The organism is Streptomyces sp. KMM 9044, assembly GCF_024701375.2.
Taxonomy (GTDB): domain Bacteria; phylum Actinomycetota; class Actinomycetes; order Streptomycetales; family Streptomycetaceae; genus Streptomyces.
In genome coordinates, this window is record NZ_CP113910.1 from 4,094,327 (window position 1) to 4,116,067 (window position 21,741).

At 72.2% G+C, this 21,741-nt stretch carries 18 protein-coding genes and 2 pseudogenes; 7 read left to right on the forward strand and 13 right to left on the reverse strand.

Annotation, left to right across the window (positions count from 1 at the left end):
* Positions 1–224: 224 nt before the first annotated feature.
* The 6 genes and pseudogenes from HUV60_RS18520 to HUV60_RS18545 all read right to left on the reverse strand — a co-directional run.
* The gene (locus HUV60_RS18520; protein WP_257848374.1) at positions 225–1,628 is read right to left on the reverse strand and encodes an SGNH/GDSL hydrolase family protein; all 1,404 of its coding nucleotides are present in this window, start codon (positions 1,626–1,628) and stop codon (positions 225–227) included.
* 239 nt (positions 1,629–1,867) lie between these two features.
* Positions 1,868–2,782, reverse strand: coding sequence for a YihY/virulence factor BrkB family protein (locus HUV60_RS18525; protein WP_257848375.1), 915 nt, complete (start codon positions 2,780–2,782; stop codon positions 1,868–1,870).
* 559 nt (positions 2,783–3,341) lie between these two features.
* Entirely contained in the window at positions 3,342–4,256 is a 915-nt protein-coding gene (locus HUV60_RS18530; protein ID WP_257848376.1) for a hypothetical protein, read from the reverse strand.
* A 268-nt stretch (positions 4,257–4,524) separates the two neighbouring features.
* Positions 4,525–5,526, reverse strand: coding sequence for a TIGR00341 family protein (locus HUV60_RS18535; RefSeq protein ID WP_257848377.1), 1,002 nt, complete (start codon positions 5,524–5,526; stop codon positions 4,525–4,527).
* A gap of 818 nt (positions 5,527–6,344) precedes the next feature.
* Entirely contained in the window at positions 6,345–7,232 is an 888-nt protein-coding gene (locus HUV60_RS18540) for an aminoglycoside phosphotransferase family protein (protein ID WP_257850146.1), read from the reverse strand.
* A 202-nt stretch (positions 7,233–7,434) separates the two neighbouring features.
* Positions 7,435–7,806 (reverse strand): annotated as a pseudogene (locus HUV60_RS18545) (NAD(P)-binding protein); the annotation flags it as partial.
* A gap of 168 nt (positions 7,807–7,974) precedes the next feature.
* Between HUV60_RS18545 and HUV60_RS18550 the strand changes: the two are divergent.
* On the forward strand, positions 7,975–8,658 hold the full coding sequence (locus HUV60_RS18550; RefSeq protein WP_257848378.1) for a pentapeptide repeat-containing protein: 684 nt from the start codon (positions 7,975–7,977) through the stop codon (positions 8,656–8,658).
* Between the two features lie 13 nt (positions 8,659–8,671).
* On the opposite strand, the gene HUV60_RS18555 is transcribed toward HUV60_RS18550, so the two are convergent.
* Positions 8,672–9,172, reverse strand: a complete 501-nt coding sequence (locus HUV60_RS18555) for a hypothetical protein (protein WP_257848379.1) — start codon at positions 9,170–9,172, stop codon at positions 8,672–8,674.
* A gap of 131 nt (positions 9,173–9,303) precedes the next feature.
* Here HUV60_RS18555 and HUV60_RS18560 point away from each other — a divergent pair, with 131 nt between their 5' ends.
* Positions 9,304–10,770, forward strand: a complete 1,467-nt coding sequence (locus HUV60_RS18560; RefSeq protein ID WP_443047341.1) for a M1 family metallopeptidase — start codon at positions 9,304–9,306, stop codon at positions 10,768–10,770.
* Between the two features lie 110 nt (positions 10,771–10,880).
* Here HUV60_RS18560 and HUV60_RS18565 read toward each other — a convergent pair whose 3' ends face one another.
* Positions 10,881–11,456: a TerD family protein gene (locus tag HUV60_RS18565; protein ID WP_257848380.1), complete on the reverse strand. Its 576-nt coding sequence runs from the start codon at positions 11,454–11,456 to the stop codon at positions 10,881–10,883.
* Positions 11,457–11,601: 145 nt separating this feature from the next.
* On the opposite strand from HUV60_RS18565, the gene arfB reads away from it, so the two are divergent.
* Positions 11,602–12,039, forward strand: a complete 438-nt coding sequence (gene arfB / locus HUV60_RS18570; protein WP_257848381.1) for an alternative ribosome rescue aminoacyl-tRNA hydrolase ArfB — start codon at positions 11,602–11,604, stop codon at positions 12,037–12,039.
* A gap of 216 nt (positions 12,040–12,255) precedes the next feature.
* Here arfB and HUV60_RS18575 read toward each other — a convergent pair.
* A pseudogene (locus HUV60_RS18575) lies at positions 12,256–12,777 on the reverse strand (hypothetical protein); the annotation flags it as partial.
* A 101-nt stretch (positions 12,778–12,878) separates the two neighbouring features.
* Positions 12,879–13,463 carry a flavin reductase family protein gene (locus HUV60_RS18580; RefSeq protein WP_257848382.1) on the reverse strand — a complete coding sequence of 195 codons (585 nt, stop codon included), beginning with the start codon at positions 13,461–13,463 and terminating at the stop codon, positions 12,879–12,881.
* A gap of 372 nt (positions 13,464–13,835) precedes the next feature.
* On the opposite strand from HUV60_RS18580, the gene cdgB reads away from it, so the two are divergent.
* Positions 13,836–15,521: a diguanylate cyclase CdgB gene (cdgB, locus tag HUV60_RS18585; RefSeq protein WP_257848383.1), complete on the forward strand. Its 1,686-nt coding sequence runs from the start codon at positions 13,836–13,838 to the stop codon at positions 15,519–15,521.
* A gap of 117 nt (positions 15,522–15,638) precedes the next feature.
* Positions 15,639–16,586 carry a carbohydrate-binding protein gene (locus HUV60_RS18590; protein WP_257848384.1) on the forward strand — a complete coding sequence of 316 codons (948 nt, stop codon included), beginning with the start codon at positions 15,639–15,641 and terminating at the stop codon, positions 16,584–16,586.
* 215 nt (positions 16,587–16,801) lie between these two features.
* On the opposite strand, the gene nagA is transcribed toward HUV60_RS18590, so the two are convergent.
* Positions 16,802–17,980: an N-acetylglucosamine-6-phosphate deacetylase gene (gene nagA / locus HUV60_RS18595; protein WP_257848385.1), complete on the reverse strand. Its 1,179-nt coding sequence runs from the start codon at positions 17,978–17,980 to the stop codon at positions 16,802–16,804.
* A complete protein-coding gene (locus HUV60_RS18600; protein ID WP_257848386.1) occupies positions 17,980–18,963 on the reverse strand; it encodes an ROK family protein in 984 nt (327 codons plus the stop codon). Before HUV60_RS18600 ends, nagA begins: the two co-directional genes overlap by 1 nt.
* 134 nt (positions 18,964–19,097) lie before the next feature.
* On the opposite strand from HUV60_RS18600, the gene HUV60_RS18605 reads away from it, so the two are divergent.
* Both HUV60_RS18605 and HUV60_RS18610 read left to right on the forward strand, forming a co-directional pair.
* Positions 19,098–20,366: an extracellular solute-binding protein gene (locus tag HUV60_RS18605; RefSeq protein ID WP_257848387.1), complete on the forward strand. Its 1,269-nt coding sequence runs from the start codon at positions 19,098–19,100 to the stop codon at positions 20,364–20,366.
* A gap of 63 nt (positions 20,367–20,429) precedes the next feature.
* A complete protein-coding gene (locus HUV60_RS18610; RefSeq protein WP_257848388.1) occupies positions 20,430–20,711 on the forward strand; it encodes a DUF3263 domain-containing protein in 282 nt (93 codons plus the stop codon).
* A gap of 108 nt (positions 20,712–20,819) precedes the next feature.
* Here HUV60_RS18610 and otsB read toward each other — a convergent pair whose 3' ends face one another.
* Positions 20,820–21,725 carry a trehalose-phosphatase gene (gene otsB / locus HUV60_RS18615; protein ID WP_257848389.1) on the reverse strand — a complete coding sequence of 302 codons (906 nt, stop codon included), beginning with the start codon at positions 21,723–21,725 and terminating at the stop codon, positions 20,820–20,822.
* Positions 21,726–21,741 lie beyond the last annotated feature (16 nt).

Genomic DNA, 21,741 nt, shown 5'->3' on the forward strand with positions numbered 1-21,741 from the left:
GGCGCCCTCTGTCTGCGGCGTGCGCCGCCCCCGGGCCGCGGGACCGTGTGGGTCGCGCGGTATCCCCATGAGTAGTCGCTTGGATCCTCCCAAGCCTGACCAGAATAGACAATGGCCCGTTGACTCCTGGGCAGGGGCGCGGAATCTCCCCCAGCGGCTCGGGTCGTGCCGCGCGCTGACGGCCTGGTGGGCCGCGGTGGCACGGGTGGTGCGCGCGGTGGCGGCTACGGTGTGTGCTGCGCTGTGGGCGCGGGTGTGGGGGCGCGTGAGAGTGCCTGCTGGTCGGCGAGGGCGATGGCGAGTTCGCCCGCGGCGTTGGGGTGCAGGGGCGCGTTCGCGTCCGGTCCCTGTACGAACGGCTGGTCGCTGCAGAGGCGGTGGCCGTCGAAGTGCTGGGGGACGGCGGTGAAGTTGAAGGTCTGCGCGCCCTGACGCAGTACGGAGTTGAGTTCGTCCAGGCGGGATTCGAGGACCTTGGCCTTGGCGGGGGTGATGTTCTGGTCCTTGAGACAGTCGACGTTCTCACCGAAGGGGTTGTAGTACTCGTTGATCAGTACCCGGGGGTGCTGGGGCAGCGCGGCGAGACTGTGGAGCAGATCGTAGTAGGCGGTGGTGAATCCGGCGATCTGCTGCTGGAAATAGGCGGTGGACGCCCGGTCGTCGCAGGCGTCCGCCGCGGCGCAGAGCGCGGTCAGCGTGGACCAGTGGATGTCGTTGGCGCCGATGCTGACGATGATCACCGAGGCTTTGGTGGCCCCCGTCGCGGCCGAGAGCTGGGGCGGCACCCGGGTGGTGCCGCGTTGCTGGGAGCCGAGCAGGCCCTCGCGGATGGTGGCGCCGCTGCAGGCCAGGTTGAGGGTGTTCCAGTTGTTGGCGGCGGCGAGATACACCGCGTAGGCGTCCTTGCTGCGTCCGCATGCCTTGTCGGCGGCGGTGGGGTTGTCCAGGGGGGCGTTGCCGATCGCGGCGGCGGTCGAGTCTCCGAGGACCACGGCCTGCACCCCCGGCCGGGCTGGCGCGCCGACGGCTGTCACAGGGGTGGGCGTGCTCGGTCCCACAAGGTCCTCGATGCCGCGGACCTGCCGCAGTGCCTGGGGGGTCGCGGAGGCGAGGAGGTAGACGCCGAGGGCGTTGACGGCGCACACGCCTGCGACGGCGATGCCGAGCGTCCACAGCGTCGTCGTGCGGCTGGAGCGGCGGATGCTCGCCACGGTGACAGCGATCATCGCCGCGAATCCCGCGGCGATGAGTGTTTCCCACAGCAGGTAGCGCGTCCAGGCGGAGGTGAGCTGCCGGCTCAGGTCGGCTCCGGCGGCCTGGGCACCTCCCGGCTGGGTGAGAGCCCTTGCCTGGGCGTTCAGGGCGATGCTGGTCAGTTTCAGCCGCGGACGGATGGGCCCCTCGAAGTGGGGCCGGGTGGGGATCACCTGGCCGAAGAGGTCCAGTTCCCCCGGCCCGGACAGCCTCAGGTCCGGTGAGGCCGCGCCCACCTGCACGGTCTGGCCGGCCGGGGTGGCCGTCTGCAGGGGGGTGACACGCACTGACAGCCACATGGACAGGGCGGCGACGGCCAGGACGGCGGTGGCGTACCCGAGGACGGTCGGTATTCGGCGAAACCACGGGCGCATACGGCTCCTTCGGCCGGCCGACGTGAGACTGAGTGCCGGGCGCTCGGCCCGTCCGTCGAGGGGCTCTCTGCAGCTGGCGCCCGGGCATCAGGGCAGTACGACAGTACCGGGTCCACCGCGCCGCTGGTGCGGCAACGGGCCGGAGGGGGTTCGGCGCCCACGAGCCCTTGCCCGACCGGTCGGGCAACGTGCCCGGGCCGGTGGGACGTACAGGGCCGAAAGGCGCCTGCGCGGGGCCGTCAGGCGCGGTCGGAAGGCACTGGTCGGGTGTGGCGGAGCGCGGCGAGCTCGGCGTTGAACTGGGCTCCGGCGAGGAGGGCGAGGTTGGATATCCACAGCCAGACGAGGAAGACGACGATGCCCGCGAGGGACCCGTACAGACGGTCGTAGGTGCCCGCGTAGTTGGTGGAATACAGGGTGAAGCCCGCGGACGCCAGGAGCCACAGGACGACGGCGAGCATGCCGCCGACGGCCCGGTGTCGCAGGCCGTAGGCGGTGGCCTGGCCGGAGCGGAACAGCACCAGGACCAGGACGGTGGCCAGGCACGCCAGCAGCGGCCACTTCAGGATGTTCCACGCTGTGACGGCGGCGCCGTCCACTCTCATGATCCGGCCGGCGGTGCGGGCCGCGTCACCGGTGAGGACCAGAGCCAGCACGCTGGAGACGAGCAGCGCCAGCAGCGTGAGCGCGGTGAGCACGGTGAGCGGGGCCTTCTTCCACAGCGGGCGGCGGTCCTGGAGACCGTTCATGGCGTGCACTGCGCGGCGGAAGACACTCAGGTAGCTGGAGGCCGACCACAGGGCGCCGACAGTGCCGAAGGCGGCCAGCAGCCGGGCCGGGGTCTGCTGGTCCGTCATGCTCTCCAGTGCGCCCAGGACGGCGGGGCGCGCCCCCGCCGGGACGACGGCGGTCACCTGGTCGACAAGGTGACCGGCTCCCGGGCTGCCGGTGATCCCGAGCAGCGAGAGCGCCACCAGCAGGGTGGGGAAGACGGTGAGCACCGCGTAGTAGGTCAGCGCGGCAGCCCAGTCCGTCGCGTCCTCCCTCCACAGGGCGGCTGGTGTCCTGCACAGGGCCGGCCACCAGTCGCGCCGCCCCGGCATCTCGGCGGCCGGGTGGGGAGCCAGTGGCGTGGCCGGCTGGTCGGTGGTCACGTGGTGTCCCGTCAGTGGTCACGCGTCGTCCGTGACCGGCGCGCGGAAGGGCGGGGAAGCGGGCTGCAGGAGGGCTGGACGGACGGGGCCAGGATACGGGCGCCGCCCCGCGGCCGTCAGACGGCTCCGGGACGGGCTCCCCGCATCGGCATCCGGGGTGCTGCCGATGTCGCACCGTCACAAGCGGCTACCCGGCGGGCGGCACGGCCCCGGCAGCGGCAGGCCCTCTGATCGCGGTTGCCCGGGCCACCCGGCAGCCTCGCCCACCGGCTGCCGCTGCGCCTGCGCCACCGACCGGGTCGCCGTCCGGAGCAACCGCCCGGGCTCTGGGCCGCGGTGGGACGCACCCCTTGGTGGACGGTCTACCGGTGTTCGAGGACGTGAACCACGAAACTCCACTGTCGTCGGGCCCGCGACCGGCATTGACCTGTGAGTCGGTGCCGTCCGGCGGCGCCGATCAGGGAGTGGGCACGTCGAGGGCCGGAGTGGCGTAGGTGCCTGTGACCGTGCCGTCGGCGTCGTACGCCACCCCCTGGAAACCGGTGTCCGGCGGGGCTCGTCACATGCCGGACACGCAGGACGATCCCGTCCGGATCGACCACGTCCACGACCGTCCCGTCCGGGGCGGCGACCGGGCCGCGCGGGTCGAGGCCGAGCGCGCCGAACCGCCCAGCCAGCTTCTGCACCAGTCTCCCGCGCGGACGCGCTGAGCACCAGGGGACGGCTGCCCTGCAGCTCCCGTACCCCGGGCACGGTCGACAGGTCCTGCAGGACGACGACGAAGTCCGCGTCCTGGTCGTGCGGGACGACTCCCCACGCCGCGCCGTCGACCGTGAACTCGCGGATGAGCCTCGGATCGAGGACCTCGAAGCAGTGGGGTGCGCACGGGAGCGGCGAGTCCGATGAACACGACCATCTCGTGGCCGCCGGGGTTGGTCTGCAGCGGTACGGTCCGCCAGTTGTTGGTCAGCCAGACGTTGCCGGAGGGGTCGATCTGGACGGCGGTGTTGCGTTGCAGTCCGTCGCTGGTGCAGCCGGTGCCGGCCGGTGAGATCGGGTCGCCCGTGTGGAGTCCGGGCGGGCCGGCGGAGTGGCGGGCGCCGCACAGGCTGGCCAGGCGGTGGCCGCCGAAGTTCGCCACCCAGACGGTGTCGTTGCCGTCGACGGCGATGCCCCGGGGCAGGAACAGTCCGTCGTTGACGAACGGCTTGGCGGGGGTGGTGCCGTCGGGACGGACCATGGTGACGGAGGCGTCGACGTGCCGGGTGACGAGGTCCTCGATCGCCTCGGCGACCATGGCGGGCGTGGTGCCCTCACCGGGTGCGACCACCGCGCCGCCGTTGGCGACCCAGACGTTGCCCAGGCTGTCGGAGGGGATGCCCATGGGGCGTTTGATCTTGCTGCCGGTGATCGAGCGCAGGGGTGTGCCCTGCGGGGACAGCAGCATGACGCTGTCGTTTCCGTTGCCGGTCACCCAGGCGCGTCCCCGGGTGTCCACAGTGACGCCGGACGGCTTGATCAGACTGTCGCCCCGGGGGCGATGCTCCGGGCCCCCGCGGGTTCCCCTCGGGGATCCGGGTCACGCTCCGGCCACCGCCGGTGGCGACCCAGATGTTCCCCTGACGGTCCGACACGATGCCCTGTGGCTGGACGATGTCGTCCCACCGCGCGAGCCGGAGTGCCGGGCGGGACACGACCGTCGTGCCCTGGCAGGCGATGTGGGACGGCCCGGGGCGCGGTGTTCAGCCGCCGACCACACCGGCGTCGATGCGCCGACCACGCGACGTGTCCACCACGACGGGGATACCGTCCGGGATCCGCCCTTCGAGCCGGTCGAGCAGAAACTCCACCGGCGGGAGGTCTCCGGGGCTGCGGACATGGACGTACATCGTCCGGGACGTCGCATCCACACTCGTGACGAACGCGCCCGGCACGTCGGCAAGCCACTGCTGTGCCGCGTCCTTCGTCCGGCCGGTCCACGTGTCGAGCAGGAGCGTGACCACGGTGTTGGCCGTCAGCGGAACGAGCACGACGGCGAACAGCAAGGTCATGGCCGCATATGCCCTGCGGGCGGGCCGTCCGGCTGACCTGTCGGCCTCCGCGCCGTAGCCGAGTGAGGCGAAGACCACCATGCCGGCGAAGACCAGGGCGAAGAGGTTCGACACGAACAGCGCCAGCGCGCCCAGCGCCAGCCATCCCGACAGCTTCCCCAGACACACCCCTGCCACCACCAGGGGCGGGACGAGGGAGATGGCGATCGCGACTCCGGGCAGTACGGCGGCGACGTCCCGGCGGGCCAGTGCCACCGCGCCGGCGAATCCGGTCGCCAGGGCGGCGATCAGGTCCATCAGGCCCGGCGACGTCCGCGACGAGATCTGGCTGTTGGACAGCAGGTCGTAGTCACTGGGGAGGGCCGCCGACATGGCCATCCCGACCGCGGTCACCAGCAGGCACGCGAGGAGGACGACCCTGGCCGATCCGGTGCGGCGGCGCTTCACCGACCCCAGAGCGATGCCCATGATGGGCGTGGACAGCGGCGCGATGATCATCGCGCCGATCACGGTGGCCGTCGAGTCCGTGAGCACGCCGCCGGACGCGATGACCGACGACAGCGTCAGCATCGTCCAGAAGGCCGAACGCTTGGACGTGGTGTCCCCGGACGACAAGTCCAGATCCTCGGTCAACTCGTCCAGTGAGCGGCGCTGGGAGGCCGGCAGGACACGGGTGCGGACTTTGCCGATCATGCCCCCAAACAACCACGATCGGACCGGTTTCGGGATACAGGACACAGGCATGCGCCTGCGCAAGTCCGCCCACGGATCCGGCTGGCACTCGGTACGTAACGTCCTGCTGGGCCCGGGGTGAAGGCGCAGGCGTGCCACCCGGAAGGGGGGAGGCGCTCCCTGACCGGCTGTCTGAAGGGCTTCGCCCGTTCAGTCCTGTGCATCGGCGCCACCACCGCGGCGGACCTGCTCCAGGATCTGCCTGTGCAGGGGGCCAGGTCCTCCGCCGACACCGAAACGGGGCTGCCGGCGAGGGTGTACCGCTCGTCTACGTCCGTGTACTGGATGGTGATACCGACACGCCGACTTCCGGAACCGATGACCGGAACACGCCTCTGCTGAGTCTGACCGTGGCCGGACGCCGGGCCGGCGGCCTACCCCGAGTGGGCCGGCCCCGAGGGACGGCAGGCAGCTCACGAGCCGTCCGGACCGACGTCCTACGGAACGCCACGATCGGCCAGTGCTCCGCTACGGCGGTATGAGTCGGCAGCTCACAGTGATGGCCGAGGCATACCACTCCCAGGCCGGGCGGCGTGACGGAGCGCGTGAGCGATGCGTGAACGGATGGCGCGGCACCCGGCGGACTGGGTGCCATGGGATCCACGGACGCACGTCTCTGACCTCGCAAGACAGGATGCCGCGTCAGGCGCTGACATCCACGATCATGATCGTGTCAGCCCTTGTAACGCAACGGCGTTGCCTTGTAATGCGTAGGTCGTCGGTTCGAATCCGGCAGAGGGCTCCAGCTCCCGGGCCGGATTTCTCCGGCCCGGTTTTTTTCACGGGGTCCGGGTGCCCAGGCGGCGGGCGATCTCCAGCTGGCGCTCGTCCAGGGGGCGGCCTTCCTCGATGTCCCAGAGGCAGTTCTGCAGCAGCCGCCCGTACGTCCACGCGCGTGCCCGCTCGCGGTCCAGGCCGAGGACGTCGGTCATCGCGTCGAAGCGCCAGCGGACGTCGTCGGCGTCGAAGCGGTTGTCCAGGGCCGGCCAGAGGTCGAAGCCGGGGTCGCCGGCCAGCGGCTTGGGGTCGATGGCGAGCCAGTCGGCACGGTCGCCGGCCAGGACGTTCTCCTCGTGCAGGTCCCAGTGCAGGAGGCGGTCACCGGGATCGTCCACGACCTCCCGCAGGGCCGCCGCGCAGTGGGCGACGGTGCGGCGGGCCGCCGGGTCCGGGACGCGGTCCAGGGCCCGGGGGGTCTGCTCCAGCATGGCCCCGGCGATGTCGCCGAGGCGGCGCATGTCCGCCGGGGCGGGGGTGGAGGTGAGACGGGCGAGGAGGCGGGCGATCACCAGGACGGCCTCGTGGGCGTCCGGGAGGTGGGAGAGCATCCGGGAGGGGTCGAGACGTTCCAGGAGCATGGCGCCGGTGGACGCGTCGTGGTCCAGCAGGCGGACCGCTCCGTCGCCGTCCCAGATCCGCAGGGCGACTGGTTCGCCCTCGCTCTCCTCGTCCAGGATCTGGAGCTTCAGCACGGCCGGTGTGCCGTCCGCGCGATCGACGGGGAGAACCAGGGCGCTCACGCCATGCATCGGCGCGCCGGTGACGCGCAGGTCCCAGCGCTCCAGGAGGGCGACGGCCAGACCGGGCAGCCGGGCGATGAAGGCGCGGCCCGCCTTCCCGTTGAACTTCTCCTGTGCCGCGGCGAGTTCCTCGGGGACATCGATCATCATGGCACGCACGGTAGCCGGTGGGAGGCCGCTCAGGGATCGCGCAGGACTGCGGTACGGCCTTTCCGGCGGTGTGCCGGCTCTCCAGGGCGTGGTGGGTGCCGGGGCGGGGTCCGCTGTTCGACCTCAGGCTCGCTTGAGGTCGAACTCGCGACGGCCGAGGGCGAGGGAGCCAGCGGTGAGGGCGCTGTTGAAGGAGACCCCAGGTACGGAGGTCGGTGTCGACGGGGGCGTGGGCACGGGCGCGGCGCGGCAGCTTCAGCATGGCGAGGGGCGGGACGCGGTGCAGCGTGCCGTGGTGGCGGAGCCGGAGGCGGGCGGCTTCCAGGGGCGGGAGGGGCGCGAGGGGGCCGATGAGGTCGCGTTGCCGGAGCCAGGACCAGTGCGGGCCGCCGTTGTAGAGAGCGTGGGGGCCCTCGTTGGTCCTTGGGTTCGAGGGGGCGTCGGCGGTACGGGCGCAGCCGCCGAGGGGGTGATGCGCTTCGTGGAGGGTGACCTGGGCGCCTGCCTCGGCGGCGGTGACGGCCGCGGTCAGCCCGGCGAAGCCGCCGCCGCCGACGGTGACGCGGTGCATGGCTGGGTTCTCCCTCGGCCGGGGTCGCGCCCGGCGGTTTCGGAGACGGTCCCGTCTCCGGTGGTTCCGGTCGCTCGTGGCTACGACGGCCCATGGCCCCAGGATGTGACACGTCCGAGGTCGTCGCAGGTCAGGCCGATTGTCCGTAGGGGAGTGCAGGATGGGGGCATGGTGAGGCGAGCGGAGTCGGCGGGCGGTACGGGGGTGAAGGGCGCGCGGCGTCCGGAGGTGCGGCTGCCGGTGCTGGAGCGGTACGAGGGTGGTGGATTGGAGCCTGACGGGGACTACGACGGTCTGGAGTTCCGGGAGGCGAGCCTCGCGGGGGAGGACGGCGCGGGGGCGCGGTTCATGGACTGCGCGCTGGCGGGGTGCGTGCTGGACGCGACGCGGCTGTCCAAGGCCCGGGTGCTGGACTCGGCCCTTGCCGGTGTGCGGGGTGTGGGTACGGACCTCTCCGGGGCGACGCTGCGCGACGTCGAGCTGACGGACGCGCGTCTCGGCGGGACTCAGCTGCACGGGGCGGAGCTGGAGCGGGTGCTGGTCCGGGGAGGGAAGATCGACTTCCTGAATCTGCGGTCCGCGCGGCTCAGGGACGTCGTCTTCGAGAGCTGTGTCCTGGTCGAGCCGGACTTCGGCGGGGCGAGGCTGGAGCGGGTGGAGTTCGTGGACTGCGCGCTGAAGGGCGCCGATCTCAGTGGGGCCACGCTGGCGGACGTCGATCTGCGCGGTGCCGTCTCGCTGGAGATCGTCCGGGGGGTGGACCGGCTGGCGGGGGCGGTGATCAGTACGGGGCAGCTGCTGGATCTGGCGCCGGTGCTGGCGGGGGAGCTGGGGATCCGGGTGGAGGGGTGAGGGGCACGGTGGGTCACTTCAGACGCGGGTAGCGGGCCTGGAGGGCCCAGACTGCCGGGTTCTCGCCCAGGTCCTCGTGCAGGTCGGTCAGGTCGGCAAGCAGGTCGTGCAGGAAGTCACGGGCCTCGCGGCGGAGTTCGGCATGGGAGAAGGCCAGCGGCGGTTCGGCCGCCGGCAGCCACTCGGCCTCGATGTCCACCCAGCCGAAGCGGCGTTCGAAGAGCAGCCGGTCGGTGGATTCGGTGAAGTCCAGTTCTGCGTACTGGGGGCGGGAGGCGCGGGAGCCCGCCGGGTCCTGGTCGACGCGTTCCACGATGTCGCACAGCGCCCAGGCGAAGTCGAGCACCGGCACCCATCCCCAGGCTGTGGACAGTTCCCGCTCCTCCTTGGTGTCGGCGAGGTAGACGTCACCGCAGAAGAGGTCGTACCGCAGGGCGTGGACGTCCGCACGGCGGTAGTCGGTCTGCGGGGGGTCGGGGAAGCGGTTGGAGAGGGCGTAGCCGATGTCGAGCACGGAGGTGATGGTGTCACGGCGAAGGCGGTGGGCGGACGGCGGCGGACGGTCCGGGGGAGGGGGACCCGACGACTTCCGGGCGGCCGGGGCCGTTCCGTGGCGTGCGGCCGGGTTCTTCCTAGAATTGCGGGGTGCGCCTCCGCTCCCGTCCCCGTCCCCGTGACCCCCGCCGCCCCCGCCCGCCTGCAGCCGTCGCCTGCGTCCTCGTGGCGGTGACGGCGGCCGGGTGCGCGGACGGTGCGTCCGGCGGGCCCGGGGGCACCGGTGGTCCGGGCAGTGCCGGTGTGGGCGACCCGTACTTCCCCAAGGCCGGCAACGGTGGGTACGACGTCTCCCACTACGCGCTCGACCTGGCCTACGACCCGGCCGCCCACCATCTCACCGGCACCGCGACGATCACCGCCCGCGCGACCGGGGACCTGACCGCGCTGAACCTGGACCTCGAAGGGCTGGACGTCGAGCGGGTCACCGTCGACGGCACCGCCGCCCGCTGGCGGCGCGCCGGCCAGGAGCTGACCGTCCGGCCGCCGGAGGGGCTGGAGAGGGACCGGACGTTCCGGGTGGCCGTCCGTTACTCCGGCGCCCCGGTGACCGTCACCGACCCGGACGGCTCCGAGGAGGGCTGGCTGCGCACCGCGGACGGGGCGGTGGCACTGGGCCAGCCGACGGGCTCGATGACGTGGTTCCCCGGCAACCACCATCCCTCCGACAAGGCGACGTACACCGTCACGGCGACGGTGCCGAAGGGCCTGCGGGCGGTGTCCAACGGCGAGCCCGCGGGGGAGCGGACGACGGGGGACCGGACGGCCTTCACCTGGCGTACCACCGAGCCGATGGCGAGCTACCTCGCCGTGCTCGCCGTCGGCCGGTACGAGGCCGGCCGCACCACGACCGCCGGCGGCCTTCCCGTCCACACCTTCGTCGACCCGCGGCAGGCGGCGGCGAGCCGTGAGGTGCTGGCACGGATCCCGGACGTCGTGGAGTGGGCGGAGGGCTGGTTCGGCCCGTACCCCTTCTCCTCCGCGGGGGCGGTCGTCGAGCGTCCCGAGGACGCCGGGTATGCCCTGGAGACCCAGAACCGGCCTCTGTTCCCCGGCGCGCCCGACACACTGCTCCTGGTCCACGAACTGGCCCACCAGTGGTACGGCGACTCCGTCACACCGAGGACCTGGCGGGACATGTGGCTCAACGAGGGGTTCGCCGTCTACGCGGAGTGGCTGTGGAGGGAGGAGCACGGGGGCGGCACCGCTCAGGAGACCTTCGACACGATGTACGCCGGGACGTACTTCTCCGACGCGGCGACGAACGAGGCGATCTGGTCGTTCCCGCCCGCGAGGCCGCCCGACGCGGCGCACATCTCCGGGGTCCCCGTCTACCAGCGCGGCGCGATGGTCCTGCACAGGATCCGGCAGACGGTCGGCGACGACGCCTTCCGCACCCTCCTGCGCGGCTGGGCGGAGGACCACCGCCACGGCACCGCGGACACCGGCGACTTCACGTCGTACGTGGAGAAGGCGGCCCCGGACGAGGACTTCGACAGAGTCTGGTCGGACTGGCTGTACGGGGAGGGGAAGCCCGCACGCCCCTCTGAGCCGTAGACCGAGCCCTGGGCCAGGCCCGCGCCCGCGCCCGCACCCATGCCGGAGCCCCCGGCCGCCGGGGAGGCGGGCCGGGGGCTCCGGAAGCGCATGCGCGGGGGCGTCGTCCGTCAGACGTTGACGCCGAAGTCCTGGGCGATGCCCGTCAGGCCCGAGGCGTAGCCCTGGCCGACGGCGCGGAACTTCCACTCGGCGCCGTTGCGGTACAGCTCGCCGAAGACCATGGCGGTCTCGGTGGCCGCGTCCTCGGACAGGTCGTAGCGGGCGATCTCGGCGCCGCCGGCCTGGTTGAGGATGCGGATGTACGCGTTGCGCACCTGGCCGAAGTTCTGGCTGCGGTTCTCGGCGTCATAGATCGAGACCGGGAAAACGATCTTGTCGACGTCCGCCGGGAGACCGGCCAGGTTGACGTTGATCTGCTCGTCGTCGCCCTCGCCCTCACCGGTGCGGTTGTCACCGGTGTGGACGATGGTGCTGTCCGGGGTCTGCTTGTTGTTGAAGAAGACGAAGTGACCCTCCGAGTACACCTTGCTCTGCGGGTTGACCGCGATCGCGGAGGCGTCGAGGTCGAAGTCCGTGCCGGTGGTGGTGCGGACGTCCCAGCCGAGGCCCACGGTGACGGCGGTCAGGCCCGGAGCCTCCTTGGTGAGCGAGACATTGCCACCCTTGGACAGGCTTACAGCCATTGTTGGGAGTCCCTTCCCTCGTGTACGTACGGCTACGAAGCTACAGCTACCTCCTTGAACGCGAGAGGAGCACGCGGGGTTCCAGGTGGCTTTACTTTCTTTACCCGGGATATTCGGGTGACGCGGACCGGTCAGGGGCGGGACCATGGGCGGCATGTCCGGTCCTCGTGTCATCCGCGGCTCCGTCCTCCTGCCCGAGGCCGAGCTCCTGTGGCGTTTCTCGCGCTCCTCGGGGCCCGGAGGGCAGCATGTGAACACCACCGACTCGCAGGTCGAGCTGCGTTTCGACCTCGCCGCCACCCAGGCGCTGCCCGAGGTGTGGAAGCAGCGGGCGCTGGAGCGGCTGGCGGGGCGGCTGTCCGACGGTGTCGTCACCGTCCGGGCCTCCGAGCACCGCTCCCAGTGGCGTAACCGGGAGACCGCGGCCGTGCGCCTCGCGGCGCTCCTCGCCGAGGCCACCGCGCCCCCGCCCCGGCCCCGCAGGCCGACCCGCATCCCGCGCGGCATCAACGAACGCCGGCTGCGGGAGAAGAAGCAGCGCTCGGAGACGAAGCGGGGGCGCTCCGCGCGGGACTGGGGGTGACCCGCGCGGGCGCGGGGGACGATCCGCGCAGGGCACAGGTGCTCCGGGCGGGACAGGGGTGACCCACGACGCGGGGCGGAGCGTCCCGCTTCCCGCGGGGACAGGAGATGGCCGGGCGGGATCCGGCGTTCCGCGCGATGCAGAGGTGTTTCGTGCGGGATCCGGTGATCCATGCGGGGCGGTGACGGGGATCGGCGGTGGCCGGCCGGGCGGGCCCAGTGCCCCGACCAGCTCCCCCTCGACGACCTCCCCGTTCCTGCGGAAGCCCAGACCGAGGTAGAAGTTCTCCGGGCCGTTCTCGCCGGGGTGCCAGGTGACGTAGCACTCCTTGCCGCCCCGGGCGCGGATCCGGGCGGCGACCGACTCCACGGCGAAGCGGCCGTAGCCCTTGCCCTGCTCCTCGGCCTCCCCCAACTCTCGACCGCGCTCGAGCCGGGAGGACACCCCCACCGTTCAGCCGCCACAGGCCCGAGCGGACGACGCTGCCGCCGTCGTCGTGCCAGTCGATGTCGAGGAAGGCCATCAGGAAGCCGACCGCGCGGTCACCGTCCACGATCAGGCGGGGCCGGGCGGGGCCGGGCGGGGCCGGGCGGGGCCGGGGTGGACGTATGCCTCGGCGAGGGACTCCGCGACCGGGGCGACCGCGAACTCCTGGTCGGGGCGGACGCGTGTGCCGAGGGCGGCGTCGAGGTTCTTCGAGGTGATCTCTTCGAAGCGGGGAGTTGTGGTATTCGTCACCCGGGCAGCGTGGGTTCGCAATTCCCGTTCGGCAAAAGGAATTCCCGGTTCGGGAAGTTCGGGAGGCGTCGGGGGAGGGCCCCGGGAAACGCTCGGGCGGCTCAGTCCAGGTGCCGGTAGCGGCCCCGGAAGTAGGCCAGCGGCCCGCCGTCCGCACTGGGTACGTCCGCCGTCAGGACGCGGCCGATCACCAGGGTGTGGTCGCCGGCCGGCACCCGCTGCTCGGTGCGGCACTCCAGGGTGGCGAGGGCGCCGCCGACCAGGGGGGCGCCGCTGTACTCGCCCCGCACGTACGGGATGTCCTCGAAGAGGAGACGGTCGCTGATCCGGCCCTTCATCGCGAAGCGGCCCGCGATGTGCCGCTGGCTCCCGGACAGGACCGACACCGACCACAGCGGCTGCTCGTCGAGCAGGTCGTCCATGCGAGAGCCCTCGCGCAGGCTGACCAGTACCAATGGTGGATCCAGGGACACCGACAGGAACGCGGTCGCGGTCATGCCGACGTCCTCGCCGGCAGGTGCCCGCGGGTCGTCCGGATCCAGCGGCGGCTCCTGCGCGGTCACCAGGACCACACCGGCGGCCAGACGGGACATGGCTGCACGGAACTCGTCGTTGCTCACCCCCTCAGCATGCCGGGCGGTGGGCACAGTGGTGATCGCGGACGGGGGTACGGGAGTGTTCGGCACACCGGAAACGCTAGTCTCCGCTCCGTACGCACCGCATCGGGCCTCCGCCCGAGCGGGGACCTAGGACCAGCGGCGGACCCCTCCGTTCCACGGGCGCGGGCCGGCAGCCACGGACCGAATCCCGCGGAAGGGGCGCGGAATTCACATGCGGCGCATGCTGCGCATTCGGCATTTACGGTGAAGAACCGGAGAAACCGCGGAAAGGTCTCCCAATTGTTCACGTTTGGTTGTGACTTGAGTCACAAGGGATGATAATTGTTGACCCTGTGTACCGGGTGGGCAGCGCGCTGTGATTCAGTGGCAGGGAGAATGCCAGGACGATACGCCGATGAGAACGTTTGATTCGCCGCGAGGTCCCGGGGGAGGGTGAGCATGGAGGCCGAGTCGGAGCCCTACGTCCGCCTTGCTTCCCTGCGGCAACTGCACCAGGGCATGGCCGACATGAACACGGCCCGCAGCCTGGCCGACACCCTCCAGACCGTCGCCGACGGGGTCGTCGACGCCCTCGGGTACGAACTGGCCTGCGTCAACCTCGTGCGTCCCGACGGCGACCTGGTCGTCGCCGCCTTCTCGGGCAACGCGGCCGCGGAAGCCCTCATCACCGGCCGCGTCGGCTCGCGCGAGTCCTGGGAGCGCCGCCTCTCCATGGGGGAGAGCTGGGGCGACCTGATCTTCATTCCGCACACCGAGGGCTGGGTCCTCGACGACGACGACGTCCCGCAGTGGTACACCGACGGCCCCGCCCCGCGCTTCGAGGACGAGTGGCACCCCTCCGACCGGCTCTTCGCCCCGATGTACGCCCCCGGCCCGCAGGGCGGCGGGGCCGGGGAACTGGTCGGCGTGCTCTCCGTGGACCGCCCGCGCAACGGCCGGCTGCCCGGCGCCTGGGGCCGCGAAGCACTCCAGATGTACGCCTTCCAGGCCGCCATCGCGATCAGTAACGCCCGCCTGCGCTCCAACATGCAGCGCGCCCTGGTGCGCCTGGAGCGCGAGCAGCAGGCCCTGCGCGCCAGTGAGGAGAGCTTCCGGCAGGCCTTCGAGTACGCCCCGTCCGGCATGGCCGTCGCCGAGATGGGCGGCGACCAGCACGGCCGCATCCTGCGCACCAACGACGCGTTGTGCCGGCTGCTCGGCCGCCCCGCCTCCGCGATGCGCCGCTACTCCTTCTCCGACCTCGTGCACCCCGAGGACATCGGCACGCTGCTGCGGACCTCCGCCGAGGGCGGCCGCGCCGAGCTGCGGCTGGCCCGCCGGGACCGCACCTACGTGTGGGTGTCCCTGCGCAACTCCGTCGTGGCCGACGCGGCCGACGGGCCGCGCTTCCTGCTCAGCCACGTCGAGGACATAGAGGACCGCAAGCGCCGCGAGCTGCACCTCGCGCACCGTGCCTCCCACGACTCTCTCACCGGCCTGCCGAACTCCGCCGAACTGCGCGCCCGGCTCTCCGCCCGCCTGTGCCGGCAGCGCCCGTCGGTGCTGCCGGCCGCGGTCGACGAGGCCATGGCCGGCTTCGAGTCCTTCGCCTCCCAGGACGCCGCCTACGGTCCGCCCGCCTTCGACCGCGGTCACGACTTCGACTTCCCGCCCGAGGCGGAGGGGTTCGAGGGCTACGACCATCATGTGCACGCCATCGCTCCCGACGGCGACCGCGACGACGGCGCCAAGGGCCTCGCGGTGCTCTTCTGCGACCTCGACGGCTTCAAGTCGATCAACGACCGGTTCGGGCACAACGCGGGCGACGCGGTGCTCATAGAGGTCGCCCGCCGGCTCAGCAACGGCGTCCGGGACGGCGACACCGTCGCCCGGCTCGGCGGCGACGAGTTCGTGATCCTCGCCAACGGGCTCGGCCGGGCCGATGCCCAGGACCTCGCCGTACGGCTGCGCAACGAGATCATCCAGCCCATCCGGGCCGAGGGCCGGGCCGTGCGGGTCGGCGCCAGCTTCGGTATCGGATGGGCCCACTGCGGGATGACGGCGGACGAAGTGCTGAAGTCCGCCGACGAGCGGATGTACGTCGAGAAACGATCTCGTCCCAAACAGCATCGACGGGCGGGATGAACCACAGGTCAGCCGGTTGACGCGGTCGGATCCACCCGTTCGGGCCACCCGCAGCGGGTAGGCTCGCTCTTCTCACCACCCGTACCGCATCCGATCCGCAGCTAGGAGTACCAAGGGATGACGCCCGGCAGCAACGGCGCGAGCACGCCCGAGGACGACGACCCGTTCGGCTACCTCTACGCCGACGGGCAGGCCAACGGAGCACAGCCGCCGTCCGGGGGCTACGGCTACCCGAACTCGGTCAACCGGGTGCGGGCGGTCGGCACGCGTCAGTACGGCCAGCAGGGCCCTGCGGCGCAGGGGCAGCAGCAGGGGACGTACGGCCAGCCGAACGCGAACTACGCGGCACCGGAGATGCTGCCCGGCGGCTCCTCGCAGCTGCCCGGCAACCGTGGCGGTCACGGTGGTCGTGGTGGTGGCAGGGGCCGCGGCCCGAACACCAAGGGCCTGCTCATCGGTGCCGTCGCGGTGGTCGCCGCGGTGGTCGTCGGCATCGGCGTGGCGATGGTCGGCGGCGACGACGAGGACGACAAGGGCGAGAACCAGGCCGACTCGACGCCGACCCAGTCCTCGCCCACCGGGGAGAGCAGCCCCTCGGCGGGCGGGGAAGAGGAAGAGGAAGAGGAAGCGGCCGAGTTGCCGACGATCGACGCCAAGGCGCTGCGTCTGGGCGGTACCGCGGCCCTCGCGCAGGACGTAGCGGGTGCGCAGTCCGACGGCGGCGTCTACGTGACGAACCTCAACAATCCGGGTTCCTCGGTCACCTGGACGGTCGACGGCATTCCGAAGGACGGCACGTACACCGTCTTCGTGCGCTACAGCACCACCGACGACCCCCAGTCGATGACGCTCACCGTCAATGGCAAGGAGTTCGGCTCCAAGCTCAACATGGACAACTTCGCCCGTGCCAAGGACGGTGACTTCGCGAAGGGCTGGACCCAGACCTTCGCGTGGCCCACGCTCAACAAGGGCACCAACACCCTTTCGGTCTCCTGTGCCGACGGCGACAAGTGCAACGTCCTGCTGGACCAGCTGTCGCTGAAGGAAGGCCAGGTCAAGAAGTGAGGCCCGCCGGCCGGGGCGGAATCCTCCCCTGTCTCCAGGACAGGCCCCGGGCCGCCCGGTCCTGCTCGTGACCACCGTCCGGGGCGGCAGGCGCCCGTAGGTCTTGTGGCCGAACTCGCCTGCCGTGGGGGCCAGTACGGTCGCCGCCGGCAGAGCCGCCCTGCCGGCCTCACCCGCCGGAGGGCCGACCGGTGCGTCGGGCCCGGCGGGGCGGATCAGCCCAGTTGGGGGAAGACCACCCATTCACCCTGGCGCATCACGCCCTTGAGGGTGAAGTCCGCGCCGAGGACCACGAGGTCGGCGTCCTTCCCGGGTTCCAGGGAGCCGATCCGGTCGTCCATGCCCAGCAGCCGGGCAGGGGTGGCGGACAGGGCGGCGACCGCGTGCTCGACGGGCAGCCCGTCGACGGTCACCGCCCGCTTCAGGGCGCGGTCCAGGGTGAGCGTCGAGCCCGCGATGGAGCCGCCCTCCACCAGCCGGGCCACCCCGTGAGCGACCTCGACCTCCAGCGGGCCGAGCATGTAGCGGCCGTCGCCGAAACCGGCCGCGTCCATCGCGTCCGTGACGAACGCCACCCGTGCGGGGCCCGCGTGGTGGAACGCCAGGCGGAGGGCGGCCGGGTGCAGATGGGTGCCGTCGTTGATCAGTTCGACCGTGACCCGCTCGTCCTCCAGCAGGGCGGTGACCGGGCCGGGGGCGCGGTGGCCGAGCGCCGGCATGGCGTTGAAGAGGTGGGTCGCGACGGTGGCGCCCGCGTCGATGGCGGCCACGGTCTGCTCGTACGTCGCGTCCGTGTGGCCGACGGCCGCGATCACGCCCTGCTCGGCCAGCAGGCGTACGGAGTCGAGGCCGCCCGGCAGTTCGGTGGCCAGGGTGAGCATCCTGGCCCGGCCGTGGGCGGCGTCGATCAGTTTGCGGACCTCCGCCGGGTCGGGCTCGCGCAACAGCTCCTGGGAGTGCGCTCCCTTGCGGCACGGCGAGATGAACGGCCCCTCGAAGTGGACGCCGGCGATGTCGCCCTGTTCGGCCAGTTCCGCGAGCTGTCCCGCGCGCCGGGCGAGGAAGTCCAGGTCGCCGGTGACGGTCGAGGCGAGCAGGGTGGTGGTGCCGTGCAGGCGGTGGGTGTGGATGCCCTTGAGGACCTCGTCGACCGTGCCGGAGGTGAAGGACGCGCCGCCGCCGCCGTGGTTGTGGAGGTCGACGAAGCCGGGCACCAGCCAGTGCCCGCTCAGGTCGAGCGTCTCGGCGTTCTCGGGGGTCCCGGGAGCGGCGGAGGAGGTGTCCGCGGGCGCCGTGGCGACGATCCGGGTGCCCTCGACGGTCACGCGGCCGTTGTCCACGGTCCCGGTGGGCAGAACCACCCGGGCACCGGCGAGAACCTTGGTGGGGGCCATCAGGTGGTTACCTCCGAAGGGTAGGGAGAGGAGTCGGCCGAGGGGGCCGTGGAGGAGTCGGCCGAGGGGGCGGCGGTGAGGAGATTCCGGGCGAGGAGGCCCGCGCCCAGGCATCCGGCGGTGTCCCCGAGGGCGGCGGGGACCAGGGACGGCAGTTTCTGGAAGGTGACCCGTCGCCGGACGGCCTCCCGCAGCGGTGTGAACAAGGTTTCCCCGGCCTGGGCCAGCCCGCCACCGATGATCAGGGTGCGGGGGTCCAGCAGGGTGAGCGCGGTGACCAGCCCGTCGGCGAGCGCGTCGACCGCCTCCTGCCAGACCTTCCGGGCCCGTACGTCGCCCGACTCCACGGCCCCGGCACAGTGGGCCGCGTCCGCGTCCGGGTTGCCGCAGGCCGCCGCCCACGCGTCGCCGACCGCCGCCGCGGAGGCGTACCGCTCCAGGCAGCCGCGCTGACCGCACGGACAGGGGACGCCGCCGGGCCGTACGACGATGTGACCGATCTCGCCCGCGAAGCCGTGCGCACCTGCCTCCACCCGGCCGTCGATGCCGATGGCGCCCGCGATGCCGGTGCCCAGCGGCACGAACAGGAACCGGTCGGCACCCCGGCCCGCCCCGATGCGGCCCTCGGCGAGCCCGCCGGTGCGCACGTCGTGGCCGAGGGCGACCGGGATGCCGCCGAGCCGCTGTGCGAGCAGCGCCCGCAGCGGGAGGTCGCGCCAGCCGAGGTTGGCGGAGTAGACGGCGACGCCCCGCGTCTCGTCGACGATGCCGGGAACGGCGAGGCCGGCGGCGGACGCGGGCTCGCCGAGGTGCTCGGCGCCGTGTGCGCGCAGATCGGCGGCGAAGTCCAGGATCCCGGCCACGGCCGCCTTCGGGCCGCGCGCGGTGGCCCGGCGGTCCCGGTGCAGCAGCGTGCCGTCCGCTCCGACCAGGGCGGCCTTCATCCCGGTGCCGCCCACATCGAGGGCGATGACATGTTCCACGGGGGACAGTGTGACCCCGGGACCCGCAAGAGGTCTAGTCCACTCACGTGGTGTAGACCTTGATCCGATTATCGGAAAAGTTAGAAAAGTTTCGGAACGGATGGCGCGGAGCGCCGGAGCAGGAGAGAGCAGCAGTGCAGCGGCGGGTCTTGGCCAGGACGATCGCGGCGGTGTCCGCACTGGGACTGACGGGGGTCCTCGGCGGATGCGGTGTCGGCGGAGGCTCCTCCGATGTCACCCTGGAGCTGGTCGCCGCCGACTACGGCACCGGCGTGGACAACAGCACGAAGAAGTACTGGGCCGCGCTGACGGAGCAGTACGAGGCCGGACACCCGGGCGTGACGATCGACGTCACCGTCCACTCCTGGAACGACGTCGACCGCAAGGTCAGGGAGCGGGTCGAGGCGGACGACCCGCCGGACATGGCCCAGATCGGCGCGTACGCCGACTACGCCGCCGACGGGCTGCTCCACAAGGCCGACGACGTGCTCTCCATCCCCGTGCAGGCCGACTTCGTCGCGCAGCTGGCCACCGCGGGCCAGGTCAACGGCGTGCAGTACGGCATGCCGTTCGCCGCCTCCACACGCGTGCTGTTCTACAACAAGGCCCTGTTCGAGGACGCCGGCCTCACCCCGCCGCAGACCTGGGCCGAACTCGCCGCGAACGCCGAGGTCCTGAAGGAGGAGGGCGTGAAGTACCCCTACGCGCTGCCCCTCGGCCCGGAGGAGGCGCAGGCCGAGACCATGCAGTGGCTGCTCAGCGGCAAGGGCGGCTACACCGACACCATGGGCGCCTACGCCTTCGACTCCGCGCAGAACACCGAAACCGTCACCTGGCTGAAGGACGAGCTGGTCGGCAAGGGCCTGACCGGTCCCGTCGCGCCCGGCGAACTCGACCGCGCTGACGCCTTCGCCGCCTTCGCCGCCGGTGACGTCGGCATGCTGAACGGCCATCCGTCGCTGGTCGGCATGGCCGAGCAGAAGGGCGTGGAGTTCGGCACCGCGCCGACATCGGGGGCCGACGGAGAGAGCCCGGCCACGCTCGGCGTCGTCGACTGGATGATGGCCTTCAACAAGAGCGGTCACCGCGACGAGATCGGCGACTTCCTCGACTTCGTCTACAGCGAGGAGCACGTGCTCGGCTTCTCCCGCGCGTACGACCTGCTGCCGGTCACCACCTCCGCGTCCCGCGTGATGGACGCGTCCGCGGAGGACAGGAAGCTCCGGCCCTTCCTCGACCAGCTGGCGACCGCGGAGCTCTACCCGGTCGGCAACACCTCCTGGGCCGACGTCAACGCGGCCGTCAAGCAGCGGATCGGCAAGGCCGTGGCCCCGAGCGGCAGCCCCGAGGGAGTCCTGGCCCTGCTCCAGGCGACCGCCACACGCGCGGAGAGTGCGCGGTAGGGCACGTCGGCCCGTGGCCCCTGCCGCGCCCCGGCTGTCGGTGGCGGGGGCTACCGTGCGGGTATGGACCAGGGCCGAAGCACGGACGAGGAACAGGAACCGGAGCAGGAACCGGAGCAGGAGCTGTTGGCGCGGCGAGAGCGGGGCATCATCGCGTTGGAGCGCCGCGGCTTCCTCGGCCCCGGCGCGAAGGAGCGGGCGATCCGCGAGGAGCTGGGCCTGGCCCCGGTGCGCTACTACCAGCTCCTCAACGCCCTGCTCGACGACCCCCGCGCCCTGGCCCACGACCCGGTCACCGTGAACCGGCTCAGACGCGTCCGCGAGTCCCGCCGCACGCAACGCTGACGGAACGCGGGAGGGCAGAGCCGGCCGGCCCCCACGTCCGCGCGTTCTCGCAGGGCGGAGTGCTGAACGCGGGCCGTTGGCGCCTGGCGGTCGGCATCGGCGGCGGCGTCAGCCGGTCATGTCGGTCCGTGGGGGCAGGGCCCGCGCCAGTGCCTCGAGCAGGTGTACGACCCCCTCGGGACCGTCGACCACCACGTCCGCGCGTTCCCGCAGTTCCGTGACCTCGTCGCTGCCGCTGCACACCAGCAGCCCGGGAACGCCGTCCGAACGGAGCTTGTCGACGGCGGCGTAGGCGGGGAGGTCGCCCAGGTCGTCCCCGGCGTACAGGACGCTCCCGGCGCCGATCCCACGGGCGTACTCCGCCAGGGCGACGCCCTTGTCCATGCCGGGCGGACGCAGCTCCAGGACCATCCGGCCGGGCTCGACGACCAGACCGTGCCGCTGCGCCAGGCCGGTCAGCGGCTCGCGCAGCGCCTCCAGGGCGGCCTGGGGGTCGGCGGTCCTGCGGGTGTGGACGGCCACCGCGCGGCCCTTCTCCTCGGTCCAGGTGCCCTCCGGGGCACCGGCCCGGTCGAGCAGCCCCGGCAGTTCCGCGCGCACGGCGGCGACCCCGGGGTGCGGGGCGGGCGCGGTGACGTCACCGGTGGCGGCGTTCCAGCGCTCGGTGCCGTAGTGGCCGAGGACGACGAGGTGCTCCAGGCCGGGAACGTCCGCGAAGCCACCGTGCCGTACCGCCACCGCGGGCGGCCGGCCGGTGATCACCGCCACGGAGGCCACCTCCGGGGCGAGCGCGGCGAGCGCGCGCACCGCGCCGGGATGGGCACGGGCCTGCTCGGGGTCGGGCACGATCGGCGCGAGCGTCCCGTCGAAGTCGAGCGCGACCAGCGCCTTGCCCGGCCGCGCGAGCAGCGCGTCGAGCCCTTCCCGTCCGGCCCGCGTGGCGGGCACCGGCAGGGTGCCGGAGTCGTCGGAGTGTGTGGCGTTCGGGTCCGTGGAGTCCTTGGAGCTGCCCATACCGTCAACCTATCCA

Excerpts from the sequence above, each read along its gene's own strand:
- HUV60_RS18520 (WP_257848374.1), bottom strand. The coding sequence starts at position 1,628 with ATGCGCCCGTGGTTTCGCCGAATACCGACCGTCCTCGGGTACGCCACC.
- HUV60_RS18535 (WP_257848377.1), bottom strand. The coding sequence starts at position 5,526 with ATGATCGGCAAAGTCCGCACCCGTGTCCTGCCGGCCTCCCAGCGCCGC.
- HUV60_RS18540 (WP_257850146.1), bottom strand. The coding sequence starts at position 7,232 with ATGATCGATGTCCCCGAGGAACTCGCCGCGGCACAGGAGAAGTTCAAC.
- HUV60_RS18550 (WP_257848378.1), top strand. The coding sequence starts at position 7,975 with ATGGTGAGGCGAGCGGAGTCGGCGGGCGGTACGGGGGTGAAGGGCGCG.
- HUV60_RS18565 (WP_257848380.1), bottom strand. The coding sequence starts at position 11,456 with ATGGCTGTAAGCCTGTCCAAGGGTGGCAATGTCTCGCTCACCAAGGAG.
- arfB (WP_257848381.1), top strand. The coding sequence starts at position 11,602 with ATGGGCGGCATGTCCGGTCCTCGTGTCATCCGCGGCTCCGTCCTCCTG.
- cdgB (WP_257848383.1), top strand. The coding sequence starts at position 13,836 with ATGGAGGCCGAGTCGGAGCCCTACGTCCGCCTTGCTTCCCTGCGGCAA.
- HUV60_RS18590 (WP_257848384.1), top strand. The coding sequence starts at position 15,639 with ATGACGCCCGGCAGCAACGGCGCGAGCACGCCCGAGGACGACGACCCG.
- nagA (WP_257848385.1), bottom strand. The coding sequence starts at position 17,980 with ATGGCCCCCACCAAGGTTCTCGCCGGTGCCCGGGTGGTTCTGCCCACC.
- HUV60_RS18610 (WP_257848388.1), top strand. The coding sequence starts at position 20,430 with ATGGACCAGGGCCGAAGCACGGACGAGGAACAGGAACCGGAGCAGGAA.
- otsB (WP_257848389.1), bottom strand. The coding sequence starts at position 21,725 with ATGGGCAGCTCCAAGGACTCCACGGACCCGAACGCCACACACTCCGAC.